The 20,818-nt window shown below is 62.4% G+C and carries 20 protein-coding genes and 1 pseudogene; 6 read left to right on the top strand and 15 right to left on the bottom strand.

All coding sequences use genetic code 11. The features are described 5' to 3' along the window. Positions 1-93: 93 nt before the first annotated feature. From ACOABP_RS14955 to ACOABP_RS14920, 8 genes are all read right to left on the bottom strand, one after another. Positions 94-723 carry an NUDIX hydrolase gene (locus ACOABP_RS14955; RefSeq protein WP_474225856.1) on the bottom strand — a complete coding sequence of 210 codons (630 nt, stop codon included), beginning with the start codon at positions 721-723 and terminating at the stop codon, positions 94-96. A gap of 6 nt (positions 724-729) precedes the next feature. After that, on the bottom strand, positions 730-1,365 hold the full coding sequence (locus ACOABP_RS14950) for an HAD family hydrolase (protein ID WP_474225855.1): 636 nt from the start codon (positions 1,363-1,365) through the stop codon (positions 730-732). A 129-nt stretch (positions 1,366-1,494) separates the two neighbouring features. After that, the gene (locus tag ACOABP_RS14945) at positions 1,495-2,658 is read right to left on the bottom strand and encodes a porin (RefSeq protein ID WP_474225853.1); all 1,164 of its coding nucleotides are present in this window, start codon (positions 2,656-2,658) and stop codon (positions 1,495-1,497) included. A 41-nt stretch (positions 2,659-2,699) separates the two neighbouring features. Further along, complete coding sequence (gene yddG, locus ACOABP_RS14940) at positions 2,700-3,623, bottom strand: aromatic amino acid DMT transporter YddG (protein ID WP_474225852.1); 924 nt, start codon at positions 3,621-3,623, stop codon at positions 2,700-2,702. A gap of 48 nt (positions 3,624-3,671) precedes the next feature. Then, on the bottom strand, positions 3,672-5,174 hold the full coding sequence (locus ACOABP_RS14935; protein WP_474225851.1) for an aldehyde dehydrogenase: 1,503 nt from the start codon (positions 5,172-5,174) through the stop codon (positions 3,672-3,674). Further along, on the bottom strand, positions 5,174-6,082 hold the full coding sequence (locus ACOABP_RS14930) for a dihydrodipicolinate synthase family protein (RefSeq protein WP_474225850.1): 909 nt from the start codon (positions 6,080-6,082) through the stop codon (positions 5,174-5,176). The genes ACOABP_RS14935 and ACOABP_RS14930 overlap by 1 nt, the downstream gene beginning before the upstream one ends. A gap of 48 nt (positions 6,083-6,130) precedes the next feature. Next, the gene (locus ACOABP_RS14925) at positions 6,131-7,459 is read right to left on the bottom strand and encodes an MFS transporter (RefSeq protein WP_474225849.1); all 1,329 of its coding nucleotides are present in this window, start codon (positions 7,457-7,459) and stop codon (positions 6,131-6,133) included. Positions 7,460-7,551: 92 nt separating this feature from the next. Then, positions 7,552-8,871 carry an NAD(P)/FAD-dependent oxidoreductase gene (locus tag ACOABP_RS14920; protein WP_474225847.1) on the bottom strand — a complete coding sequence of 440 codons (1,320 nt, stop codon included), beginning with the start codon at positions 8,869-8,871 and terminating at the stop codon, positions 7,552-7,554. A 228-nt stretch (positions 8,872-9,099) separates the two neighbouring features. Between ACOABP_RS14920 and ACOABP_RS14915 the strand changes: the two genes are divergently transcribed. Further along, entirely contained in the window at positions 9,100-9,828 is a 729-nt protein-coding gene (locus ACOABP_RS14915) for a GntR family transcriptional regulator (protein ID WP_474225846.1), read from the top strand. Between the two features lie 24 nt (positions 9,829-9,852). Here the strand turns inward: ACOABP_RS14915 and ACOABP_RS14910 are convergent, their stop codons facing one another. From ACOABP_RS14910 to ACOABP_RS14900, 3 genes are all read right to left on the bottom strand, one after another. Continuing rightward, positions 9,853-10,431 carry a YdeI/OmpD-associated family protein gene (locus ACOABP_RS14910; protein ID WP_474225845.1) on the bottom strand — a complete coding sequence of 193 codons (579 nt, stop codon included), beginning with the start codon at positions 10,429-10,431 and terminating at the stop codon, positions 9,853-9,855. A 97-nt stretch (positions 10,432-10,528) separates the two neighbouring features. Continuing rightward, the gene (locus ACOABP_RS14905; protein WP_474225844.1) at positions 10,529-12,094 is read right to left on the bottom strand and encodes an alpha/beta hydrolase family protein; all 1,566 of its coding nucleotides are present in this window, start codon (positions 12,092-12,094) and stop codon (positions 10,529-10,531) included. A gap of 275 nt (positions 12,095-12,369) precedes the next feature. After that, positions 12,370-13,524 (bottom strand): helix-turn-helix transcriptional regulator, encoded by a 1,155-nt coding sequence (locus tag ACOABP_RS14900; RefSeq protein WP_474225842.1) that lies wholly within the window; start codon positions 13,522-13,524, stop codon positions 12,370-12,372. Between the two features lie 118 nt (positions 13,525-13,642). Here ACOABP_RS14900 and ACOABP_RS14895 point away from each other — a divergent pair, with 118 nt between their 5' ends. After that, positions 13,643-13,984, top strand: coding sequence for a hypothetical protein (locus ACOABP_RS14895; RefSeq protein ID WP_474225841.1), 342 nt, complete (start codon positions 13,643-13,645; stop codon positions 13,982-13,984). Between the two features lie 22 nt (positions 13,985-14,006). Then, on the top strand, positions 14,007-14,630 hold the full coding sequence (locus tag ACOABP_RS14890) for a LysE family translocator (protein WP_474225840.1): 624 nt from the start codon (positions 14,007-14,009) through the stop codon (positions 14,628-14,630). Between the two features lie 46 nt (positions 14,631-14,676). On the opposite strand, the gene ACOABP_RS14885 is transcribed toward ACOABP_RS14890, so the two are convergent. Beyond that, the gene (locus ACOABP_RS14885) at positions 14,677-15,426 is read right to left on the bottom strand and encodes a carbonic anhydrase (RefSeq protein ID WP_474225839.1); all 750 of its coding nucleotides are present in this window, start codon (positions 15,424-15,426) and stop codon (positions 14,677-14,679) included. A 348-nt stretch (positions 15,427-15,774) separates the two neighbouring features. Here ACOABP_RS14885 and ACOABP_RS14880 point away from each other — a divergent pair, with 348 nt between their 5' ends. The 3 genes and pseudogenes from ACOABP_RS14880 to ACOABP_RS14870 form a co-directional block, all read left to right on the top strand. Then, positions 15,775-15,990 carry a hypothetical protein gene (locus ACOABP_RS14880; RefSeq protein WP_474225838.1) on the top strand — a complete coding sequence of 72 codons (216 nt, stop codon included), beginning with the start codon at positions 15,775-15,777 and terminating at the stop codon, positions 15,988-15,990. 241 nt (positions 15,991-16,231) lie between these two features. Then, complete coding sequence (locus ACOABP_RS14875) at positions 16,232-17,734, top strand: DUF1254 domain-containing protein (protein ID WP_474225837.1); 1,503 nt, start codon at positions 16,232-16,234, stop codon at positions 17,732-17,734. 126 nt (positions 17,735-17,860) lie between these two features. Then, positions 17,861-18,010, top strand: a pseudogene (locus ACOABP_RS14870) (LysR family transcriptional regulator); the annotation flags it as partial. Positions 18,011-18,154: 144 nt separating this feature from the next. Here the strand turns inward: ACOABP_RS14870 and ACOABP_RS14865 are convergent. From ACOABP_RS14865 to ACOABP_RS14855, 3 genes are all read right to left on the bottom strand, one after another. Beyond that, complete coding sequence (locus ACOABP_RS14865) at positions 18,155-18,841, bottom strand: TSUP family transporter (protein ID WP_474225836.1); 687 nt, start codon at positions 18,839-18,841, stop codon at positions 18,155-18,157. Between the two features lie 108 nt (positions 18,842-18,949). Then, positions 18,950-19,933 carry a Bug family tripartite tricarboxylate transporter substrate binding protein gene (locus tag ACOABP_RS14860; RefSeq protein WP_474225835.1) on the bottom strand — a complete coding sequence of 328 codons (984 nt, stop codon included), beginning with the start codon at positions 19,931-19,933 and terminating at the stop codon, positions 18,950-18,952. A gap of 64 nt (positions 19,934-19,997) precedes the next feature. Next, positions 19,998-20,807 carry an HpcH/HpaI aldolase family protein gene (locus ACOABP_RS14855; RefSeq protein ID WP_474225834.1) on the bottom strand — a complete coding sequence of 270 codons (810 nt, stop codon included), beginning with the start codon at positions 20,805-20,807 and terminating at the stop codon, positions 19,998-20,000. Positions 20,808-20,818: the final 11 nt, after the last annotated feature.

The raw sequence follows: 20,818 nt of genomic DNA, 5'->3' as shown, positions 1-20,818 counted from the left end.
GCTTGAGGGGTCAACTGGAAAATACAGGCAGCTGACCAGGAAGTTTGACACGCGGTCGCAAGCGATCGCCCCCCCCCCGAGCCCGCCAGCCGCCTAGTCGAAAATCGCCGGCTTCCCCGGGGTCCGGTGAAACGCGAATGCCCTCGCCATGTCTTCGGGCACGACGCGATCGGTACAGAGTGTGGGGAGTTCATCAAGACCAAAGAACGCCACGTCTGTCACTTCCGGGCCGGCCTTGGGAAGGGCCTCGCTGACGCGCTCGCAAAGGAAGTAGAACTTGTAGAAATCCCGCGCGTCCGGGTTGAACGGGCCCTTGGCCTTGTGGCGGATGCTGAAGAGCTGCCTCACCTCCACGTCAATGCAAGCCTCTTCCTTGATTTCCTTGACGACATTCTCGGCCGCGGAAAATCCGACTTCCGCGAACCCGCCCGGCAGGGTCCATCGGCCAGTGAGCCCCTCGCGCACGAGCATGATGCGATCATCCTCGATAACCGCACCGCGAACGTCGACCAGCGGCGTCACGTGAGCCCTGGCGCTGGGCGCCAGTTCCCCGATACGCTCCAGCGGAACGGAAAACAGCTTCGCCAGCATGTCCTGGGCAATGCCGGCAATCTCCTGATAGCGCTCGATGTCGTACGGGTCCTTGCAGTAGACCAGGCCAGTCGACGCCAGTGCCTGCAACCGCTTGGCATAGGTGAGCCAGTCATTCTCCACGCTGCTCACCCTTTCTCAGATCGAAAACCCGGCCAATCGCAGATCGGCGCGCAGCTTGTCAGGTCCCTGGAAATGGAGGCCGATCAGACCCAGACGGGTGGCGGCTTCGATATTGCCAATGCTGTCATCGATAAACAGCGTCGAACCGGCCGTGAGCTTGTAGCGTTCGATCAGCAGGTTGAAGATGGCGGGCTCGGGCTTCATCATGCGCTCGCGGCCCGAAACGAGAATGCCTTCAAAGTCGCTGAGGAATGGAAACCGCTCTATCGCAACGGGAAACGTCTCGCTCGACCAGTTTGTCAGCGCAAGCAGGCGTACACCGCTGGCTTTCAGGTCTTTCAGGATGTCGACCGTTCCCTGGATCGAACCGGCGAGCATTTCAGGCCAGCGCTCATGGTAGGCCCGGATGTTCGACTCCTGCGACGGATGCCGGGCAACGGCTTCGGCGATGGCATCCGCCCAGCTGCGCCCCCTGTCCTGCTGCTCGTTCCAGGCGGTATTGCAGACATCCTTCAGAAAGGCTTCCATTGCCCTTTCGTCTGCGCCAAAGATCTTCCTGTACAGGTGCCGCGGATTCCAGTCGACCAGGACGTTGCCCAAATCGAAAACAACTGCGTCGATGGATTTTGCCGGGGGGGTGATGCGGTCCATTTCCTTGTAGCCTTTGCAACAAAGGGCTAACCATATCATGACGTCGCGACGTGACCGTCACGCCCGCGACCTTGCGCGAGCGCGGGCTCTTCCTTGTGCCGCCGGCCACGAGCCCCGGTGCATGTGCTCCTAGAAGAAGTGCCGCAGCCCCAGCCTGAACACCACCTGGTTCTGGCCAGACGCCACCCCCGCGGCGCTGACCACGTAGGCAGCATCCAGCACGCTACCGGTCTTGTCGCCGCCCACGTGCTGGTACACCGTCTGCACATAGACGTCCGTGCGCTTCGAGAACAGGTAGTCCGCCATCAGGCCGACCGAGTGATAGACCGGGTGCTTCTTGCCCGATGTCGCATCGAAGGTGGCGCGGGTGTAGGCATACATCGCGCCAAACCAGTACTGCGGGGCAGGCTGGTATTTGATATTCGCCTCGATGTTGTCGAACCGCAGCGCGCCAAGCGCTCCCGACGGGGGCGTGATATCCCCGACATAGGCCGAGCTGCGCGGGTCCGCCACATCGGTTCTGGCATAGGACAGGCCGAACTGGAACTTGCCAGCTTCGTAGGTGCCGCCCGCGCCCCAGATCCTCAGTTTGCTGCCCGGCAGGTTCTGGTCTCCGCCATTGTTGATCGCGCCAAAGGATGTCGCCGACGGGTTGTCCGCCTGCAGGTATGCCGCCGCCAGTGTCAGCCCGCCGTGCGCGTACTGCGCGCCGCCGCTGAACACGCGGTTGTTCGAGAACTTCGCGTCGTTGCTGAAGCCATACATGCCGCCGAACTTCACGCCGCCCAGCACAGGGCTGGTGTACTTGACCGTATTGTTGACCCGGAACGTGTTGATCAGGTTGTCGTTGTCGTAGGGATGGGCAAACATGTAGCCGCCCCATGTGCCACCTGCCGAAGTCTGCGCCAGGTAGTCCACGACGGAATCGTACTGACGGCCAAGCGTAATGGCTCCCCAGCGCTGGTCAGTCAATCCCATGTACGCCTGCCGGCCGAACAACGCACCGCCCTGGAAGGCACGGCCGTTGTCCACGTCGAAGCCGTTCTCCAACTGGAAAATCGCCTTGGTCCCGCCGCCCAGGTCCTCGTTGCCCTTGAGACCCCAGCGGCTACCATGCGGAAATCCGCTGGCCATGGCCACCTGACTATGGCCGCCGACGTTGCTGGTGTAGTTGATGCCTTCGTCGAGCACGCCGTACAACGTCACCGAACCCTGCGCCGAGGCCGACGCGGAACCCGCGCACAGGGCTGCCATGCAAAGCCACTGGGCACGCTTGTCTCTCTCCGATTTCATTTGATATGTCCTTGGGGTACTTTGCCCCGGGGGTGGATCTGCTAGGTCGTCTGACCTGAGCCTGTTGACGGTGCGGCCCGCTCGCCCTTGCCACGCGTCGCCAGCCAGCAAAGGATCGAGCCCGCGACAACCATCGCCGCGCCCTTCCAGAATGCAAGGGACAACGGTGCATGCAACAGCGCTGCGGCCAGGGCGGCCGAGAGCACGGGAATGAAGTACGACGCACCGGCCAGCACCGTGACGTTGCCATGCAGGATGCCGACGTTCCACGCGGCATAACCGAAGCCCATCGCGCAGGCCGCCAGCGCCAGGTAGACCATGCCGCCGACGCTGAAGCCCGTCATCTCGCCACCTGTGAAGATGAACTTCGCCCATAACGTCAGCGCCGTCAGGATGAAGAACAGCGTGACACCGTTCTTGCCCTGCGCAATGCGCGCCGTCACCGTGCAGTAGCCCGCCCAGATCACGGCACCGGCAAACGCCAGGCCATAGCTCAGCGGGTTGTCGCGCACGTTGGCCGCCATGCTGGCAAGATCCAGCCCCTGGTCGCCCCCGAGCACCGACGTGATGCCCAGAATCGCCACCAGAAAGCCGGGCACGATCAGCCAGTTTGCCCGCTGCCGGTTGAACAGGATCGCAGCCAGCATCGTGAAGGTGGGCCACAGGTAATTGACCATGCCCACCTCGATGGCCTGCCGGCCGGTGTTGGCGTAGCCAATCGACAACGACAGGCACAGCTCGTACGACACGAACAGCAGGCTGCCCCAGATGCGGTAGGACCGGGGCAGCGCCTTGAGCCGCACCGGCCCGACCGATACCCAGAGCAGCACCGAGGCGACCGAGTACATCAGCGCCGCCCCGCCGGTGGCGCCAAAACTCTCGCTGACGCCCCGGATCAGGCCGACAATCGAACTCCAGAGAAGCACCGCGACGAGTCCGATCAGGGTTGCCTGTTTGCTTTGCATGACTGCCATGTGGATAAGACCATCGATAGGAACAGGAGGAACTACTGGCTATCGGGCCGCGACGGGTACATCGATCCAGATCGTCTTGATCTCGGTGTACTGGTCATGCGCCCAGATCGACTTGTCGCGGCCGCCAAACCCGGATTCCTTGTAGCCGCCGAACGGCGTGGTGATATCCCCCTCGCCAAAGCAGTTCACGGTCACCACGCCCGCGCGTATTTCGCGCGACAGCCGGATCGCGTGGTTCAGGTTGCTGGTGTAGACGGAAGCGGCCAGTCCATAGACGGAGTCGTTGGCGAGTGCAATGGCTTCGTCGGTATCGGTGAACGTCGTCACAGACAGGATCGGGCCAAAGATTTCCTCGCGGAACAAACGGCTTTCGGCGGGTACGCCATCGACCACGGTGGGCTCGACAAACGATTCACCTTTCGTACCGCCGCCAAATGCCACGCGCAGGTTCTCGGCATCGGCCTGCTCGATGTACGAACGCACCTTCTTGAAATGCGCCTCGCTGACCAGCGAACCGATGCGGTACTCCGGGTCCAGCGGGTCGCCCATCTTCCAGTCGCGCATATGCACGCCAATGCGTGCCAGCAGCGCGTCCTTGATATCGGCATGTACGATCAGCCGCGACGATGCGGAGCAGTTCTCGCCCATGTTCCAGAACGCGCCATTCACCACATGCTGGGCTACGGCATCGATGTCGTCGACGTCCTTCATGACGACGGCTGGATTCTTGCCGCCGCATTCGAGCACGATCCGCTTCAGGTTCGATTCCGCCGCGTACTTCAGGAACAACCTGCCGGTGGCGGTGGAACCCGTGAAACTGACCATCGACACATCCATGTGCATCCCCAGCGGCTCCCCCACCTCCTTGCCGCCACCGGGCAGTACATTGAACACGCCAGCCGGCACGCCTGCCTGATGGGCCAGCTCCGCCACGCGCAGCGCGGTCAGCGTGGTTTCCTCGGCAGGCTTGACGACGATCGAGCACCCCGCCGCCAGCGACGGGCCGATCTTCCAGGCCAGCATCAGCAGCGGGAAATTCCACGGCAGCACCAGTCCGACCACACCAATCGGCTCGCGCACCACCAGCGACAATGCCGCAGAACCCACCGGTGCCGTGCTGTCGTAGACCTTGTCGGTCAGTTCGGCGTGCCAGCGGATCGTATGGATGGTCTCGGGCACGTCGGTGTTCTGGCATTCACGAACCGGCTTGCCGCTGTCCAGGCTTTCCATCACGGCCAGTTCGTGCGCATGCTCTTCCAGCAGATCGGCAAACTTCAGCAGCACAGCCTTGCGCTGGCCCGGCGACTGGCGATGCCAGCGGCCATCCTCGAAGGCGGTCTTCGCCCTGGCGACAGCGATGTCCACGTCACGCACATCGCAGGCGGCAATCTCGGTCAGCACCTGGCCCGTTGCCGGATTGGTGGTCTGGAACGTCTTGCCTGACACCGCGCGGACAAAGCCGCCGTCGATGAAAGCCTGCGTCGGCAGCGTGATCCTGTCCGCGATGGCGGCGTATTCGGCGGCGGTCAGAAGCTGGGCCATTACGCCTTCTCCCCGACGATGGTTGCCACCACGCGCTTGAGTTCGGCGATGATCGCCTGCAGGCGGCGCTTGTCGGCATCTTCAAGGTCCTGCAGCGGAGCGCGCACGCCCCCGGCCTTGAGGCCGGCAACCGTGCAGCCATGCTTGATCGACTGCACGAACTTTCCGCCTTCGAGGAAATCCATCAGCGGCATCATGGCCGACATGATCCGGCGGCCCTTGTCGAAGTTCTTCTCGATCACGCAGGCTTCGTACAGCGCAATGTGCTCGCGCGGGATGAAGTTCGAGCCAGCGCACACCCAGCTACGGGCGCCCCAGGCAAAGAACTCCAGCGCCTGGTCGTCCCAGCCGCACGAGATGTCGATGTCGTGGAATTCGGTTGCCAGCATATGCAGTTGCGACGTCTGGCCCGAGCTTTCCTTGATGGCGACGAAGTTCTTCGAGGCCGACGTGACCGTGCGGAAGAACTCGCGGCCCATCGACACGCTCATCCGGCCCGGGTAGTTGTAGAGCATGATCGGCAGGCCGGCGGCCTTGTCCACGGTCAGGGCGTGGATGGCGTTCTCGGCCTCGGTCGGCAGCGCATAGGGCGGCGAGCCAACCAGGATGGCGTCTGCCTTGATCGCCCTGGCACCCTTGGCATACTCCACCGAATCCTCGGTGCGCACGGCGCCGGTGCCGACAATCAGCGGCACGCGGGTGCCGATCACTTCCTTGGCAAACGCGGCCAGCGCCAGGCGCTCTTCCGTGGTGTGCGCATAGTATTCGCCGGTGGACCCGCCGATGATGATGCCGTGCACGCCCGCTTCGATTAGCGACTCAAGTACGTCGCCGAACGCAGCGTTGTCGATCTTGCCTTCGGGGGTCAACGGCGTGATGGCCGGCGTATAGATGCCTTGGAACTTCATGATGCTCTCCGTTACTTCAGGAATTCGGAAATGGGGAATGAGGGGCGGTTAGCGGCTTAGCGATGCCGCTTCCTGCAGGCTGAGCGAACGCGTCTCCGGCGCCAGCAGCAGCGAAACGAGCAGGCCCACCAGCGTGACGCCGGCCGCGGCGTACATCGTGTGGCCGATGCCGATGGTTTGCAGCGAGATGGGGACAAGCCAGGTACCGATTGCGGCGCCCACTCGCGACAGCGACGCACCAAGGCCCACCGCCGCCGAACGGATCTCCGTCGGGAACAGCTCGTTGGGGTACACAAGCTGGAGTACCTGCGCGCCTCCAATGAACAGCGCATAGGCACCGAACAGCATCAGCACCAGCATCTGGTTGCCGTCCGAGCAGGCGCCCAGACCCAGCAGGGCCAGGCCCGACCACAGGAAGCTGTGGATCAGCATGCTGCGGCGGCCGATGATATTGATCAGTCGCGTGGCGATGACGCAGCCGACCACGAACAGCATGGTGATGGCCACGGACCCGAGCGACGCCCATTCGCCCTTCAGGTTCAGCGCCTGCAACACTGTCGGAGCGAAGGCGTAGACCGCGAACACCGGGATGACCGAGCAACTCCAGAACACAGAGACGAACAACATGCGCTTGCCATAGCCGGAGTGCAGCAGCGACAGCAGCGACACCTTTTTCTCGGTCGCCTGCTCGGGCAGGTTGCGCAGCGAGAACATCGGACCATAGACCTTGCGGATGATGCGCTCGGCCTCCGACGCCCGGCCCTTGCTGAGCAGCCAGCGCGGCGACTCCGGCGTTCCCATGCGGATCACCAGCAGCACCATGCCGATGATTGCCGGGCTGGCCAGCACCAGGCGCCAGGCATCGGCGCGGCCGGAACCCAGCAGTGCGTTGCCTACGATATAGGCCAGTGCGGCACCGGCGAACCACAGGATGGTCAGCATCGCCAGCCGGGGGCCGCGGTACTTCTTCGGCAGGAACTCGACCAGCAATGCGCCTGCCACCGGGTACTCGAACCCGACGCCGATGCCGATCAGGAAGCGCATGAAGAACAGTTCCGCACCCGACGTCGCCCAGTACTGCAGCACCGAGCACAGCACGAAGATCGTCGGCCCTACGAAATAGAGCTTCTTGCGCCCGAGCCGGCAGGTCAGCAAGCCGCCGAGAAAGCCGCCGCAGAAAATGCCGATCAGCGCCGACGCCGCCACCATGCCCTGCCAGAAGCTGCTCAGGCCCAGCGCCGCAGCCAGCGGCACCATGGCCACGCCGATAATACTCAGCACGTAGCCATCCAGCAGCCAGCCGCCACCCGAGCGGATGCATAGCAGTTGATGAAAGTTGTTCAGAGGAACGTCCTCGATTGACACATTGTTTGCCACCGTTTGTCTCCTGGTTGACCGTGTATCGCCCGGGCCTGCGTTGGGCCCGGCTTTCATAAGATTCGATGCGGCGTTGCCGCCCCGCTGCCGGGTCAGACCTCCCTGCCCGCCCGGCGCTGGCCAAGCCACAGGTTGGCGTTGACACCCATCGACAGGATCGGCTCGGGCAGATTGCGGTTCGGGCCCGGCGACGACAGCAGGAAATCGATCAGTTCGTTGCGTTCGCCGGCCAGGTGTTCGGCCAGCAGATGGCCCGTGACCGTGCCGCGCGTGATGCCCAGCCCGTTGCAGCACAAGGCGCCGTAGACGTTCGGGGCCAACTTGCCGAAGTGGCCCATGTGGTTGCGCGATAGCGCCAGTGATCCGCCCCAGGTGTATTCGAATTCCACACCGGGCAGCATCGGGAAGCGCCGTTCGAACGACTCGCGGTGGGTGTGAACAAATCGCTCCAGATACCTGGGATTGCTGCGGCCGTCCGGGTTGTAGCTGAAGCTGTTACGCACCAGGATGCGGTTATCGTGCGTGCGGCGCAGCGTGGTGCCGTAGGGGTCCGCCGGGATCAGGCCCCAGAATTCCTTGCCGCCCAGTTGCCCCTGCTCGGCCAGCGTCAGCGGACGGGACAGGCTGGCATAGGTAAAGACCGGCAGCATCGTGCCGCGCAGGAATCCGAAGCGCTGGCCGAAGGCATTGTTGGTCAGGATCAGCGTATCGGCCGAGATGCTGCCGTCACCATGTGTCAGCACGATCTTGTCGCCGTATTCCACATCGGTGATCGCCGTGTGCTCGTACAACTCCACATTCGGCGGCAAGCTGTCAGCCAGCCCCTTCACCAGCGCCGCCGGCTGGATCAATGCGGTGCCCGGCGTGAACAGTGCGCGCCGGTAGAACGACGTGCCGATGTGATCCGGCAGGTCTGCCCCTTCGATCATGTCGTACGGCTGGCCCAGCTTGTCCAGACCGCGGCGGTAGGCGTCGAGTACGGCAATACCCCGATCCTCGATGGCCGCCTGGTACTTGCCAGACGCCCGGAACTGGCAATCGATCCGGTACTGGTCGACCAGCGCCTTCAATATCCGCTGGCCGGTCAGGTTCAGGTTCATGCAGTGCCGCGCCGTGGTGATGTCGCCGATGTAGTCGTCGGCGCCAATGTCGTGCGGCAGGTCGATCGCAAAGCCAGCATTCCGGCCGGACGAGCCAAAGCCGACTTCCTGGGCTTCCACCAGCACCACGGTGTCATCCGGAAAGCGGTAAGCCAGTTGGCGGGCCGCCGCCAGGCCGGTGAAGCCCGCGCCGATGATTACCCAGCGCGCCGTTGTCTTGCCGGAATGAGCAGGCATCGGCTTGCGCGCCCTGCTCAGGTGGAACCAGCCACAGGTGGAATCGTCAGCCGGTGTCGAAGTTACTTTGGTCATGTCGCCCTCACTACCGCGGCAGCCTTGCCATCGTTTCCGGCTGCCCCGTTTTTGTGTCTATCATTTGTAGACAAAGAATATTTCGACGATAGACAAACGGCTATGAGGGTTTACGCGCGCCCCGCGGGTTTTTACAAGAAGAGGCTTTCAGGCACTTGAAGGGGCGAACGGGCGACCAATCGGCTGCGATGCCATAGAATGTCTACGATTGATAGACAGGGGTCTCAAATGGCAAGAACCAAGGCTGGCGCGGACGACGCGCCGACGTCTGACGCTTCGGTGGATCGCAAGGCGCTGCTGACTGAGGCATTGCGACGCCGGATCGTCAGCATGGAAATGGCGCCAGGTGCCGTCGTGGACGAATTGGCGTTGAGCGAGGAATTTGGCCTGTCACGCCCACCTGTGCGCGAGCTGATGCGGCAGATGGCAGCCGAGGGCTATATCGAGCTGGAAGCGAACCGGGCGGCCCGCGTGTCGTCGATGAATCACCAGTCGCTGCGCAACTTCTTCCTGGCGGCGCCGATGATCTACATTGCGACCACGCAGTTGGCCGCCACGAATGCGACGGCGCGGGAAATCGAGGAACTGAAGGAGATCCAGAGGCGGTTCCGCGAGGCCATCGAAAGCAACGACGTGGAAAACCGCGTGCTCAACAACGACCAGTTTCATCTGCAGATCGGCAAGATGGCGCACAACCCGTACCTGATGCCGAGCCTGCGCCGCATCCTGATCGACCATGCGCGGCTGGGGAAGATCTTCTACAGGCACCCCGCCCCGGTCGACATGGAGTTGGATCTGGGCAAGGCTGCCGACCAGCACGACGAGATCATCGATGCCATCGCGCGGCACGATGCGGAAGCCGCCGGCGATATCGTGCGCGCCCACATGGATCTGTCGCGCCGGCGCATGACGGAGTACGTCGCGCCCGTGGGCGTGGATGTCCCGCTCGTCCTCTAGCCGTCTGGTGGCGGCGCCCTGAAATCAGGGGTGAAGGGTTTCACCCCGGCTCAGCATATCGATGAACTCGTCGATCTTGCGCGCCCTTGTTGCCGCCTTCCTCGCAGTCTGTATCCGGAACAGGATGGCGTAGCGGTTACGGCCGTTCAGCGTGGCAAAGAACGCACTGGCTTTGGGATTGGCATCCAGTGCGGCCTGGAGGTCGTCCGGCACAACCGAGTTGCTGGCGGACGTATAGGCAGCCTGCCAGCGGCCGTCTTTCCGGGCTTTCTCGATTTCCCGCATGCCGGCTGGATGCATCTTGCCGGCGGCGACAAGCGCTTCGGCCCTTTCCCTGTTCAGCCTGGACCAGATGCTTTTTGCGGTGCGCCGAGTGAAGCGTTGCAGCCAGTACTCTTCACTTTCGGCCTGCTTCTGACCATCAATCCAGCCGTGGCACAGGGCACTGGCCAGCGCCTGTTGGTAAGTCAGGGTCGACTGCCTGGCGCCTTTCCTTGCAAGACGCAGCCACACTCCGGCCGAGGTGCCGCCGTTTTTGGCCAACCAGTCTTCCCACTCGTCCTGGTTCAGAAATGTCAGATGAAGACATTCGGCGCTAACCATTCGGGCCCTCGCGGTCGACACGGCATGCACGGCTCAGCGATATGCATTCCGCCTCCTTGTGGATCTCGGGCCCGATCACGGCGCCTGCCAGGGATGCTCAAAAATTCCCGAAGAATGCGCGCGCTGCCGCCATGCAGAACGGTGCCACCAGTTCGCCATGGTAAGCCTCGATAACCGCTGAGACACCGCCATCCGTGGCGCCTTCGGCAACCGCCTGCGCGGCCAGCGCGGCCTTTGCGCTGGCAAAGCCTTGCTTGATCGCGGCATAAGGATCATTGGCCCCGCTGATGGAGGCATCGACATCCAGCACCGAAATCAGCTTTGCCGGCACTTTGGCGTTTTTCCAGTACGCCTGCTGAATGGTGGCGTTGAAGAAGAAGACAGTCGGATCCGCATAGCCGCCGCAGAGCTGCACCGGGGAACTGGGCGTCCAGTTGCGCAAGTCGTTTCGCTTGAATGCCTGACGCAGCGGAGTGCCGGGATTGCTCGCCGGCGCCATTGCAGCCGTGGTATGCGGGAATGCACCGTCTGGATTCACGAGTTCGTCTTGCAGCAGGCCCAGACGATACTCGTTGCGCACCAGGTTCGCATCGCCGAACCCAAGCGCAAAGACGGGCGTCAGCACCGCCGGCACAAGCGGCGGAGAGGTCGGCGGCGTCAGCGACGCAAACTGCAGGGCGGGAGGGGTAAGGCTGAACAGCGCGGTAGCGGGGAGTCTTCCCTTGCCGATCAATACATCGATCGGTGTCGTACTCGGCAACAGCTGTTCGATGCCAGGCGCGTACGCCGGCTCATAGAAATCGCCTGGACGCCTGTAGAGATTTCCGTATGCCTGCTGGTAGCTCGTCGCCACCAGCGTCGTGAACACGGTCGAGCCGATATTTACTTCGCCCGCAACCAGTGCATCGCCCATGGCACCCAGGGCATAGGGGCCAGATCCCATCGAACCAGCTGTCACCTTGACGCCCGCCGCTTGCAGCGCGCGTTGCGTGGCCATGGCAACGTAGCCTCCCTGCGAATAACCCGTCACAAAAAGCTTGCCATTCTCCCAGGTGCGCCTTTGTGAATCGGCTCTCCCCAGGGCAGCCCGCCCTGCCGCAAGCGAGTCGATCATGTCGGCCGACTGCTGCGCGGCATTCAGGTACGGGTGATATGTCAGACCGGAGCCGGAATACCCCGCGTAGTTGCTCGCCACCACGATATAGCCTTGCGCTGCGTAGATGGCGGCAACGGCCAGGCCCTCCGTGGCGCCGTCGCCGTTATGCCTGTCGCGTTGCGTCAGATCGGCGATATTGAAGTTGCGATACGTGGTTGTCCCGTGCGCGTACAGCATGGTCGGACGTGGCCCGCTACAGGCCGGCCCGCCAGCAGGAATCATCAAGGCCCCGCTGGCGTTGGTGCGCTCGTTGGCGCCGCCGATCGTGCCATAGCGGAAATACACGACTTCCAGGTCACAAGCCGGCGTGCCGGCCACCTGCATGAGTTGCCGGCCGGCATCGGTCGAAGCCAGCAGTTTCGCCAGCGCGCTGGCGCTGACGCGTAGCGTGGTCGTCTGATCCAGTAAGCGGCCCCGAGCGACTGATGCGGATTGGGCGAAGGCGCCAGTCGTCAGCGCGAAAAATGCCAAAACCGCCACTAACCTTTTTTGCCTGTTCAAATGCATCGTGCCTCTCCCTTTTCTTTTTCGATCAAATCGGCTTGCACTCGGCGACATGCCCAAAAATCGTCAGGAACGCTACAAAGGCGCACAGTACCCGGGTTTTCCTGTTCCAGCTAGTCGACAACGCTGTCCACACGCCCGCCTCGGGCCTTGCTTTTGTTTGATTCGCCACACAGGAAAAGGCCGGGCGCCCTGGAGAGCAATGCTGCCCGCCAGCGCGACCATGACTTCGAGCGTTGATTGAATGCCCAGCTACGCCCTCCGTTGGCGCAAACCTCTTAATGCGCTTCAGGGCGAACCGGTGGCGTGGAACGATGCAACAGGCTCAGAAGATCGGACTGCCTGGTCGTCCCGGTCTTCGAGAAGATGCGCTGAAGATGGGTGCGAACCGTTGGCTCGCTGATGCCGAGCATCTCTGCCGACTCCAATCCTCCGAGCCCTTGCGAGAGCGCCAGCAGCACCCGAAGTTCGCCGCCGGTCAACCCGTGCAGCCGGGCAAAGGCTTCGCCAGGCATGAGCGGCACCTGGATGGGGTCTTGCATGAACACGGCGACCGATGCGGCGAAGGGCGCAAGAATTCCGCTGCGCTCCCCACTCTCGATCGGCAACAGGGTAGCGACATAACCGCTACCGGCGCCGGTGCCATCTGGAATCGCTACGGAATACTCTCGCCAGGATGAGACGGCGTCCGCGCGCGTCGCGGCATCGATACTCTTCTCGAGTGCCGCACGGGCCGCGAGATGGACGGCAGACAGCCGGTTGCGGGCCAGGCAGATCGTATGACCAGCCTTCACCTGCCGCTCGGCCGCGGCATTCATATGGACGACGTGACCATCGCGCGCCGTAAGGAAGACCCCGGCCGAAAGCCCGTCGAGCGTCTTTTCGAGCATCTCCGATCGAAGCGCCCGGATGTCGAGTGCATCCGAAATCGCGAGCGCCCTGCAGACATGTGGAGACAGCAGCTTGAACAGTTGCACATCGGGCCGCTGGTAGTAGGGCCTGTTGTCGCTTCGGGACGCATGCAGCGACGCCATTCGACCGCCAGTGCGCAGCGCCGGAAACCAGATGATGTCCCGTAGCCCGTAGGGCTCCAGGACTTCGCGATAGAAGCGGCTTTCCAGTAGTTGCCCCGGTTCCCTGGCCAGCGAATTGACATCGCCGACATTCGAGACGATGTCCGTAGCGGCCATCGGGCTTTCGGCGAACTGGCTGCCCAGTTTCTCCAGGAATTCGGGTTGGTAGCCGAACACGAACAACTGATCGTTGCGCACCTGCTTCAGGTCGTGCACGCAGATACCACCGCCCGTGCTTGCGCACAGGTCCGCAACGGTCCGGCAGGTGGATGGCCACCGCTCGGGTTCGAGGGCGCAGTCGTAGATGGCGCCGATTACATCCGAGAGTTGCTGCGCGGATACCCCATCAAGTCCATTCATGCCGAACTCCCTTCTTGTTATTCGTCGTGTCCGTCATTGCTTCCGATGATGCGGCGCTGCGATCGAGTTTATACGCTTACGAGCGATACGACGGCATGGATGAAAGAAAGGAGGGGTCATGATGAACACGACCGAACGGGCATGTTATCCAGGGCAGGTTCTTGCCGTGACGCTGAAGCGCGGCAACGCACTCGTAGCGAAGGACGGGGCGCTACGCCTGGAATATCGAGACCAGTCGCTGGACTGGTTGCTGGACGTCACGCCTGACTGTCAGGTCACGCTTGAGGACGGCGCCCAATATGTCCTGCCCTGTCACGCCTTTGTCAGGATTCAGACCGAAGGGGATCAGGCAGTGACTTGCATGATCATGCGCCCCTGGTCGCTGGCGTCGCGCGTTCGGGCATGGCTGAGCGCTACCAGGTCTCCGGCCCGCCGGATGGTCTCGAAGGCCGAGTGGTAAAGCCTGCGCACACGAGTCGACCTTGAGCTTCCATTATTGGCTGCTGTTCGCCATGACGTGGCTTACCACGACGCTGTCGCCGGGTCCAAGCGTGGTGCTGGTCGTGCGCAATGCGCTGCGGCATGGTCGCTACGCCATTGCAATCACGGTCGCAGGTAACCTCTGCGCACAATTCATCACAACGGAAATTGTTGCGCTGGGCATCGGGAAGCTGATGGCCGCGCAATCGGCGCTCTTCCCTGTCATCAGAATTGCCGGTGCAGCCTGCCTGATCCTGGTCGGCATGCGGCAGGCATTCAGCCGCGCCAACCGCAGCTTTGCGCCCGATGCCGAACGCGTGCCCTCCAACGCCGCTGCACAGATCTTCAGAGAAGCGTTCGTTGTCTCCGGCACGAATCCAAACGCGTTGATCTTCCTGACCGCCGTGATGCCGCAGTTCATCCAGCACGACGAACCCATCGTTCGTCAGGTTGCAGTGATGTACCTGACCGTCGCGGTAACCACCTCGGTGGTCCATACCGTATACGCCCTCGCGGCCTGCGGCGTGCGAAAGTACGTCGTCGCACACGGGAACGTCGCCTGGATCAAGCGCGGATCTGGTGCACTGCTGATCGGGTTCGGCATCCGGATGCTCGTTAGCCGGTGAGTAGCGGAACCGCCCCGACGATCCAGCGCGGATAGTGGCGCCTCTATTACCGCCCTTCCTCCACCACTCTTCCGTTCAGCAACTGCGTGGGGCGAGCATTCATCGGGTACACCTTTTGAAATGCCTTCAGTTGCTGATTCGATATCGTCATGGGCGTTTTCATCACGAACCAGCGAACGTCTTCGCTGCATGGCGGAGTCGTCAGGGATCCCACAAAGCGGAAGTTGGCATGGTCTGCTGGCAGCAGTTCCATCACGTCGATCGCGCCAGCCAATGGATGCTTTTCACCTGGCGCCCCAGGCAGATTCGCAAAGATTGGCTGCAGCGTCTGGTTCTCTTTCCCCAATTTGAAAAGTACAGCGATGACCGCGAGCTTTCCCTCTGCATTCTTGTGTACGAGATGCGCCACCATGTCATAGTGCTTGCCATTGATTTTCTCTTCGCTGGGTGTGTGGAAATGAAACTGCACGAGTTTGTAGTCCACACCATCAATAGTGATGGATCCCGCGTTTTCGGGCGCTACCTCGATGGTATGCCCATTGTTCTCGACCTCCGCATTGGTGCTGGCATATGAGAGCTTGATGGGCTCGGCCTTTGCCGTCTTCACCTTGCGCGTCTCGATATCGATGGGTGACTGGCGATGCCCAGTCCCGCACATGGCGTAGTCTTCTTCCAGGCTACCCCAATGCTGCGCGCCGGTCTTCCCCTGATAGGTCCAGTGTTGCGCTTCCGACGCCGGGGAGGCAGAAGCCAGGAAGAGCAATCCGATACCGGCGACCAACAGGCTATTTTTCACGATTCCCCTCCTTTGGCATCTCTCTTCCGAGAAAACAGCCGCACCTACAGCTTCCACAAGATTAGCCACTGTCGACATCGGCTCCATGGGACTTTGGACCTAGACGCGTGCCGCCCGAAACCGAATATTTCAGAGCACGATGATCGCCATCCACCTGGTCCCGGGGTCCACGGCATCAGACCGGGATGTTCGCCCCGTACCAACAGGCATGGCTGCAGGTGAATGCGCCGAACCATCAGAATGCTTCGCATCAGCCTCGAATGTGCTGCCTGCGGTATTGGCATGTTTGCTGCTCAGACATATCGCGCCCCAATCAAGGAAGCCGCACCACTCAACCAGGAGACAGCCATGTCCGCCATTCGCATCCATGATCTTTCCAAGCTCGACATCCTCGGATCCGCCGACCTGAGCGCCATCTACGGCGGCATCTTCAGAAAGGGCCTGATGGTGCCCGACTACAAGGAGCCGACTGTCATCTACGACGACGGCATCAACATCCAGACCACCGATCCGTCCAAGAGCAACGTTGGCTACGATTCGCCTTTCACCCCGATCCCGGCCTGATCTGCCAGCTCTTTCGCCAGGCGAGATCCAGCGCTCGTGGACCATGACCACGGGCGCAACATCGCTGCCGCGGCTTCGCACCGGGAAACTGTGGCAGTAGCGGCCCTATCGAAAAAAGTTATCGACACTGGCAAAAACTTTCAATGACGTGATACCCCGCGTGGCTGAATCTGATGGATTGGCCTTGCTATATTCGCGTGAGACTTGAAGTCCTCACGTAATACAGCCCTTGGGGAAAATCTTGAAAGCAGAAATCCTGGCATTGACACTGGCTGTAGCGGCCATTGCATCAGCCCAGGCGCAAACCGCGCCCAAGTATGCAGCAAGCGTGCCGGCATCGATCACGACGCCAGACAAGGTGGAAACACGAATCGGAACGCTCAGGTTCATCGACGGCCTGCCTGACGCCGACACTGTCCGCAAAGCTTACGATCAGGTTGATTTCGCGCGCGGTATCGAGGCCTTTCTTTCAGGAATTCCCGCTGCCTCCGTGCATGCGCTCTGCACCGGACTCGATCAGGCCGGTGTCAAGAAAAACCGGAGCATTGGCATTACCGAGGACCTGATGGATGCGCGCTCGCTGTTCCTCACCGCCAACTCCACCACGGTCTACAACCTCTCGTGCGTGGATGTGAAAGACGGCCCCATCGTCGTCGAGATTCCTTCAGGTGTGCTGGGGCCGGTCGATGATGCCTACTTCCGGTTTGTGACAGACGTCGGCCTGACCGGCCCGGACAAGGGAAAAGGGGGAAAGTATCTTTTCGTGCCGCCAGGCTACAAGGGCAAGCTGCCCGAGAGCGGATACTTCGTCATCCCGACACCCACTTACACCAACCTGCTGATCTTCCGCGCGTTTGTTCAGAACAATGACATTCCAGCGACGGTACGACACGTCAAGCAGTCCGCCCGCATCTACCCGCTTTCCGCCGCCACGAATCCGCCAGCCACGGCGTTCGTGAACATCTCGGGCAAGCAATTCAATACCATCCACTCCAACGACTTCAGGTTCTATCAGGAGATGAACGAGGTCATCCAGTACGAGCCCGGGGATGCGTTCGACCCGGAGATCGTGGGCCTGTTCAGCGCGATCGGCATCAAGAAGGGCAGACCCTTTGCGCCGGATGCGCGAATGAAGGCGATCCTGACCGATGCGGTCGCGGTCGGCAATGCCACCGCACGCGCCATCCAGTTCGGATCGCGTGACCCACGCGTCAAGTTCTATCCCGACCGGCAATGGGACAACGGCTTCATCGGAAACAGCTATCAGTTCCTGGACAATGGCGAACGGATGCTGGACGCCCGTACCCTGTTCCACTTTGGGGCAACTGGCATCACCCCGGCAATGGCCGCGGCAAAGCCCGGCTCCGGCTCGGCCTATGCGCTGGCCGCCCGCGATGCAAAGGGCGAGTTTCTGGACGGCACCAGGACCTACAAGGTGACGCTGCCGGGTCCGGTTCCAGCCGGCCAGTTCTGGTCGTTCACCGTGTACGACACCCAGACGCGCTCGATGCTGGAAACAGATCAGAAGCTCGCGGGCATAGACAGCAACCAGAAACGCATGACGGCCAATGCTGACGGGTCATACACGGTCTGGTTCGGGCCCAAAGCGCCTGCCGGTCAGGAAGGCAACTGGGTACAGACCATCCCAGGCAAGCACTGGATGGTGATTCTGCGTCTCTACGCGCCACTGCAAGCCTGGTTCGATCAAAGCTGGAAGCCTGGCGACTTCGAGGAAGTGAGGTAGGAACGGCAACACCCTGTCGGCCTTCGATGGAAGCCACAGACACACTGCCGTTCATCTGGCTCGTCATGCGCCGTGCGGCCTTGATGTTCGATCATGGCCGCACGGCATATGCATGAACACTGGCAGGCGGATGACGTGGCCAGCGGAAAACTCCAGCGCATCATGCCGGCATGGCGCGGCGCCCCGATGCCCGTATATGCCATTACCGGGACGCGGTTGCTGCCAGCGAAGACGCAACGCTTTATTGAATTCCTGCGGGACAGATTGGGACGATAGCCGCGTTGCCCGGCCTGAGCGCCCCATCAAGCTGGTGATCGCCGCGGCCAGCGGCAGTTTCTACCATCCGGCCGCGCCGTGGCGAGGAATCACTGCCTAAGGCCCGGCAACTCCCCTCGAATCCACACTGCCACCCTGCCCCCATCACCTTGCAATCATGGCGATGCCCGAAAGCGCGAGCAAGGCAGCAACAAGTGGCCGCATCACGGTCGGGCGCACTGGCGGGGGCATCTTCATTGTCAGCCGCGTGGTGATGTGCACGATGGGGAACGACAGTACGCAGAGCAGCAGCGCGTGGGAAGACAGCCCCATGGAGAAGGCCACCAGCACCAGGCGCACGCTGGCGTTGCTGGCAAACATCACCAGCAGCGCGCGGCGGACGACGTCGGTGGTGAGCGGCTGCCGGTACAGATAGAAGACGATGGGTGGCCCGGAGGTACCAAACAAGCCCCCCATCAATCCGGACAGTGCGCCTGCCAGGGCAAAGCCGCCTGGCGGCCCCACGGAAGTCGCTTGCTGCCGGCGAATTACGAGGCTGGCGGCACACAGGACAATGACCACGCCGAGCGCGGTTTCCAGCCACGAGGCCGCATTGTTGTTCATCCACCCCAGCACCAGCACCCCGAGCAGCACCGTCACCAGGCTCGTGAGCAGTGCAGGACGCATCAACGCCCAGGGTGGCGCCTGCCGATCAGCACGGAAGAACACGATCGCGTTGATCAATGTCAGCACGCTGGCCGTATTGGCCGCATCGGCCACCGAAGCCAGCTTGAACGTGGCCACCAGGCTCAGCAGTACCAGGCCGAAGGCGAAGCCGGTCAGCGTCTGCACATAGGTCGCCACCGCGACACAGAGAAGGAAGCAGACCGTGGTCGCGGGGTCCCGGAGGACCTCCGCGAATGGTCCGGTTGCCAGAAGATCCACGGATAGGCGCCCGGTCTATTTGTCCGCCAGTTCCAGGTCGGCGATCAGCTTGCTGTAGATCTCCGACTGGCGCTGCGCAAAAGCGGCAAAGGCCTTGGCATCCTTGTACTCGGGCGGCGTGTCCAGCCGTTCCGCATCGGCGCGGTATGCCTTGCTCGCAAGCACTTGCTGGCAGGCGCTCTCCAGCTTGCTCAACACCGGCGCAGCCAGCCCCTTGGGCGCAATCAGGCCACCCCAGATCGTGGCTTGCACGGGCCAGCCCGATTCTGCTGCGGTGGGCACGTCGGGGTAATTTGGCAGGCGGCGCTCGGCGAAGACGGCCAGCGGGCGCAGGCCATATTGCTTCGAGACGGTCGGGGTCTCGTTGAAGACCATGATCTGCTTGCCAAGCAAGCCGGTCACCATTTCCCCCGAACTCTTGTACGGCACGTGCAGCCCCTTTGCACCGGCCTTGCCGAGCAGCATCTCCATCGACAGGTGCAGCAGCGTACCGGGCCCCGAAGACCCATAGGTAAGTTTCTCCGGGTGACGTCGAGCGTATTCCACCACGTCCGACACGCTCTTGAACGGCGAGTCCTTGGGCACCATCATCATGAGCGGTACGGCGTAGGTGCCGCAGATGTGATCGAAGTCCTTGTAGCTATAGCCCGTCTTGCGGATGGCCGGCTGCAGGACTTCGGGTCCGATGACAGACAGGCCGATCGTGTAGCCATCGGGGCGGGCCCGCATAAGCTGCGACATGCCGATTGCCCCGCCCGCACCCGCCTTGTTGTCGACGACGATGGCGCCCCCCATGCTCTCCGTCATCCGGCGCTCCAGGATGCGCGCCATGATGTCGGATGTGCCGCCAGGTCCGAATGGCACCACCAGCGTTATCGGCTTCGCCGGATAGCCGTCCTGCGCGGCGGCCGGGTGGGAAGTCAGGGTTGCCGCCGCTGCCATGCAGCCGAGAACGGCCCAGGGCAGCCAGCGCAGCGGGCGTGACGCATTACGTTGCATCGAGAGTCTCCTTCCAGTTTGTCGTTGACGGGGCTCTGCCGGCCCCATCCGGGTCGGCGCCGCGTCAGTAGACGCCGCCGTCGTAGCCCTTGGCGATGGCGGGCCGGATCGCCTGGATGAATGCGTTCGCCTGCCGCATCATCATGCCCATGTCCGAAGCCACTGCAACGAAGGCATAGCCCTGCGCCACGAATTGCGACACCATCTCCGGCGTCGGCCCGACAATGCCGCACGGCTTGCCGATGGCCTTGCAGCGGCGCGCCACGTCGGCGATGACAGCCTGCACTTCCGGATGCGCGATATTGCCGATATAGCCCAGGTTGGCCGCAAGATCGCCCGGCCCCAGGAACAGCGCGTCGACGCCCGGCACGGCGGCAATCTCTTCGAGCGCGGCCACGGCCTGCGGCGTTTCGAGCTGGATGATCGTGTAGACCGAATCGTTGGCACGCTTGCCATAGTCGGGCGCGGTACCGTAGCCGCTGGCGCGATGCACGGCCGCGAAGCCGCGGATGCCTTCAGGCGGGTACTTGGCATAGGAAACCGCACGGCGCGCAGCGTCCGCACTGTCGACGAACGGCACCATCACCGTCTGTGCGCCCAGATCCAGCGCACGCTTGAACAGCACGGGATCATTGGCGGCCAGGCGCGTGATCGGCGTGGCGTCCGTGCCGGCGATGGCCTGCAGCACGTTCAGGATTTCGCGCTCGTCCAGGGGCACGTGTTCCAGGTCGACGACCAGCCATTCGAAGCCGGCACGGCCCATCGCTTCGGCCGTGCTGGACGTGCCGGACATCAGCCACGTTCCAAGGGGTACGCCGGTTTGGGCCAGGCGGTCACGGAAGGCGTTGGCAAGCAGATCTTTGGGTGCGGGCATGTTGGTTCTCG

Source organism: Cupriavidus sp. HE11, assembly GCF_056097175.1.
This window is presented reverse-complemented; position numbering and strand designations above follow the sequence as displayed.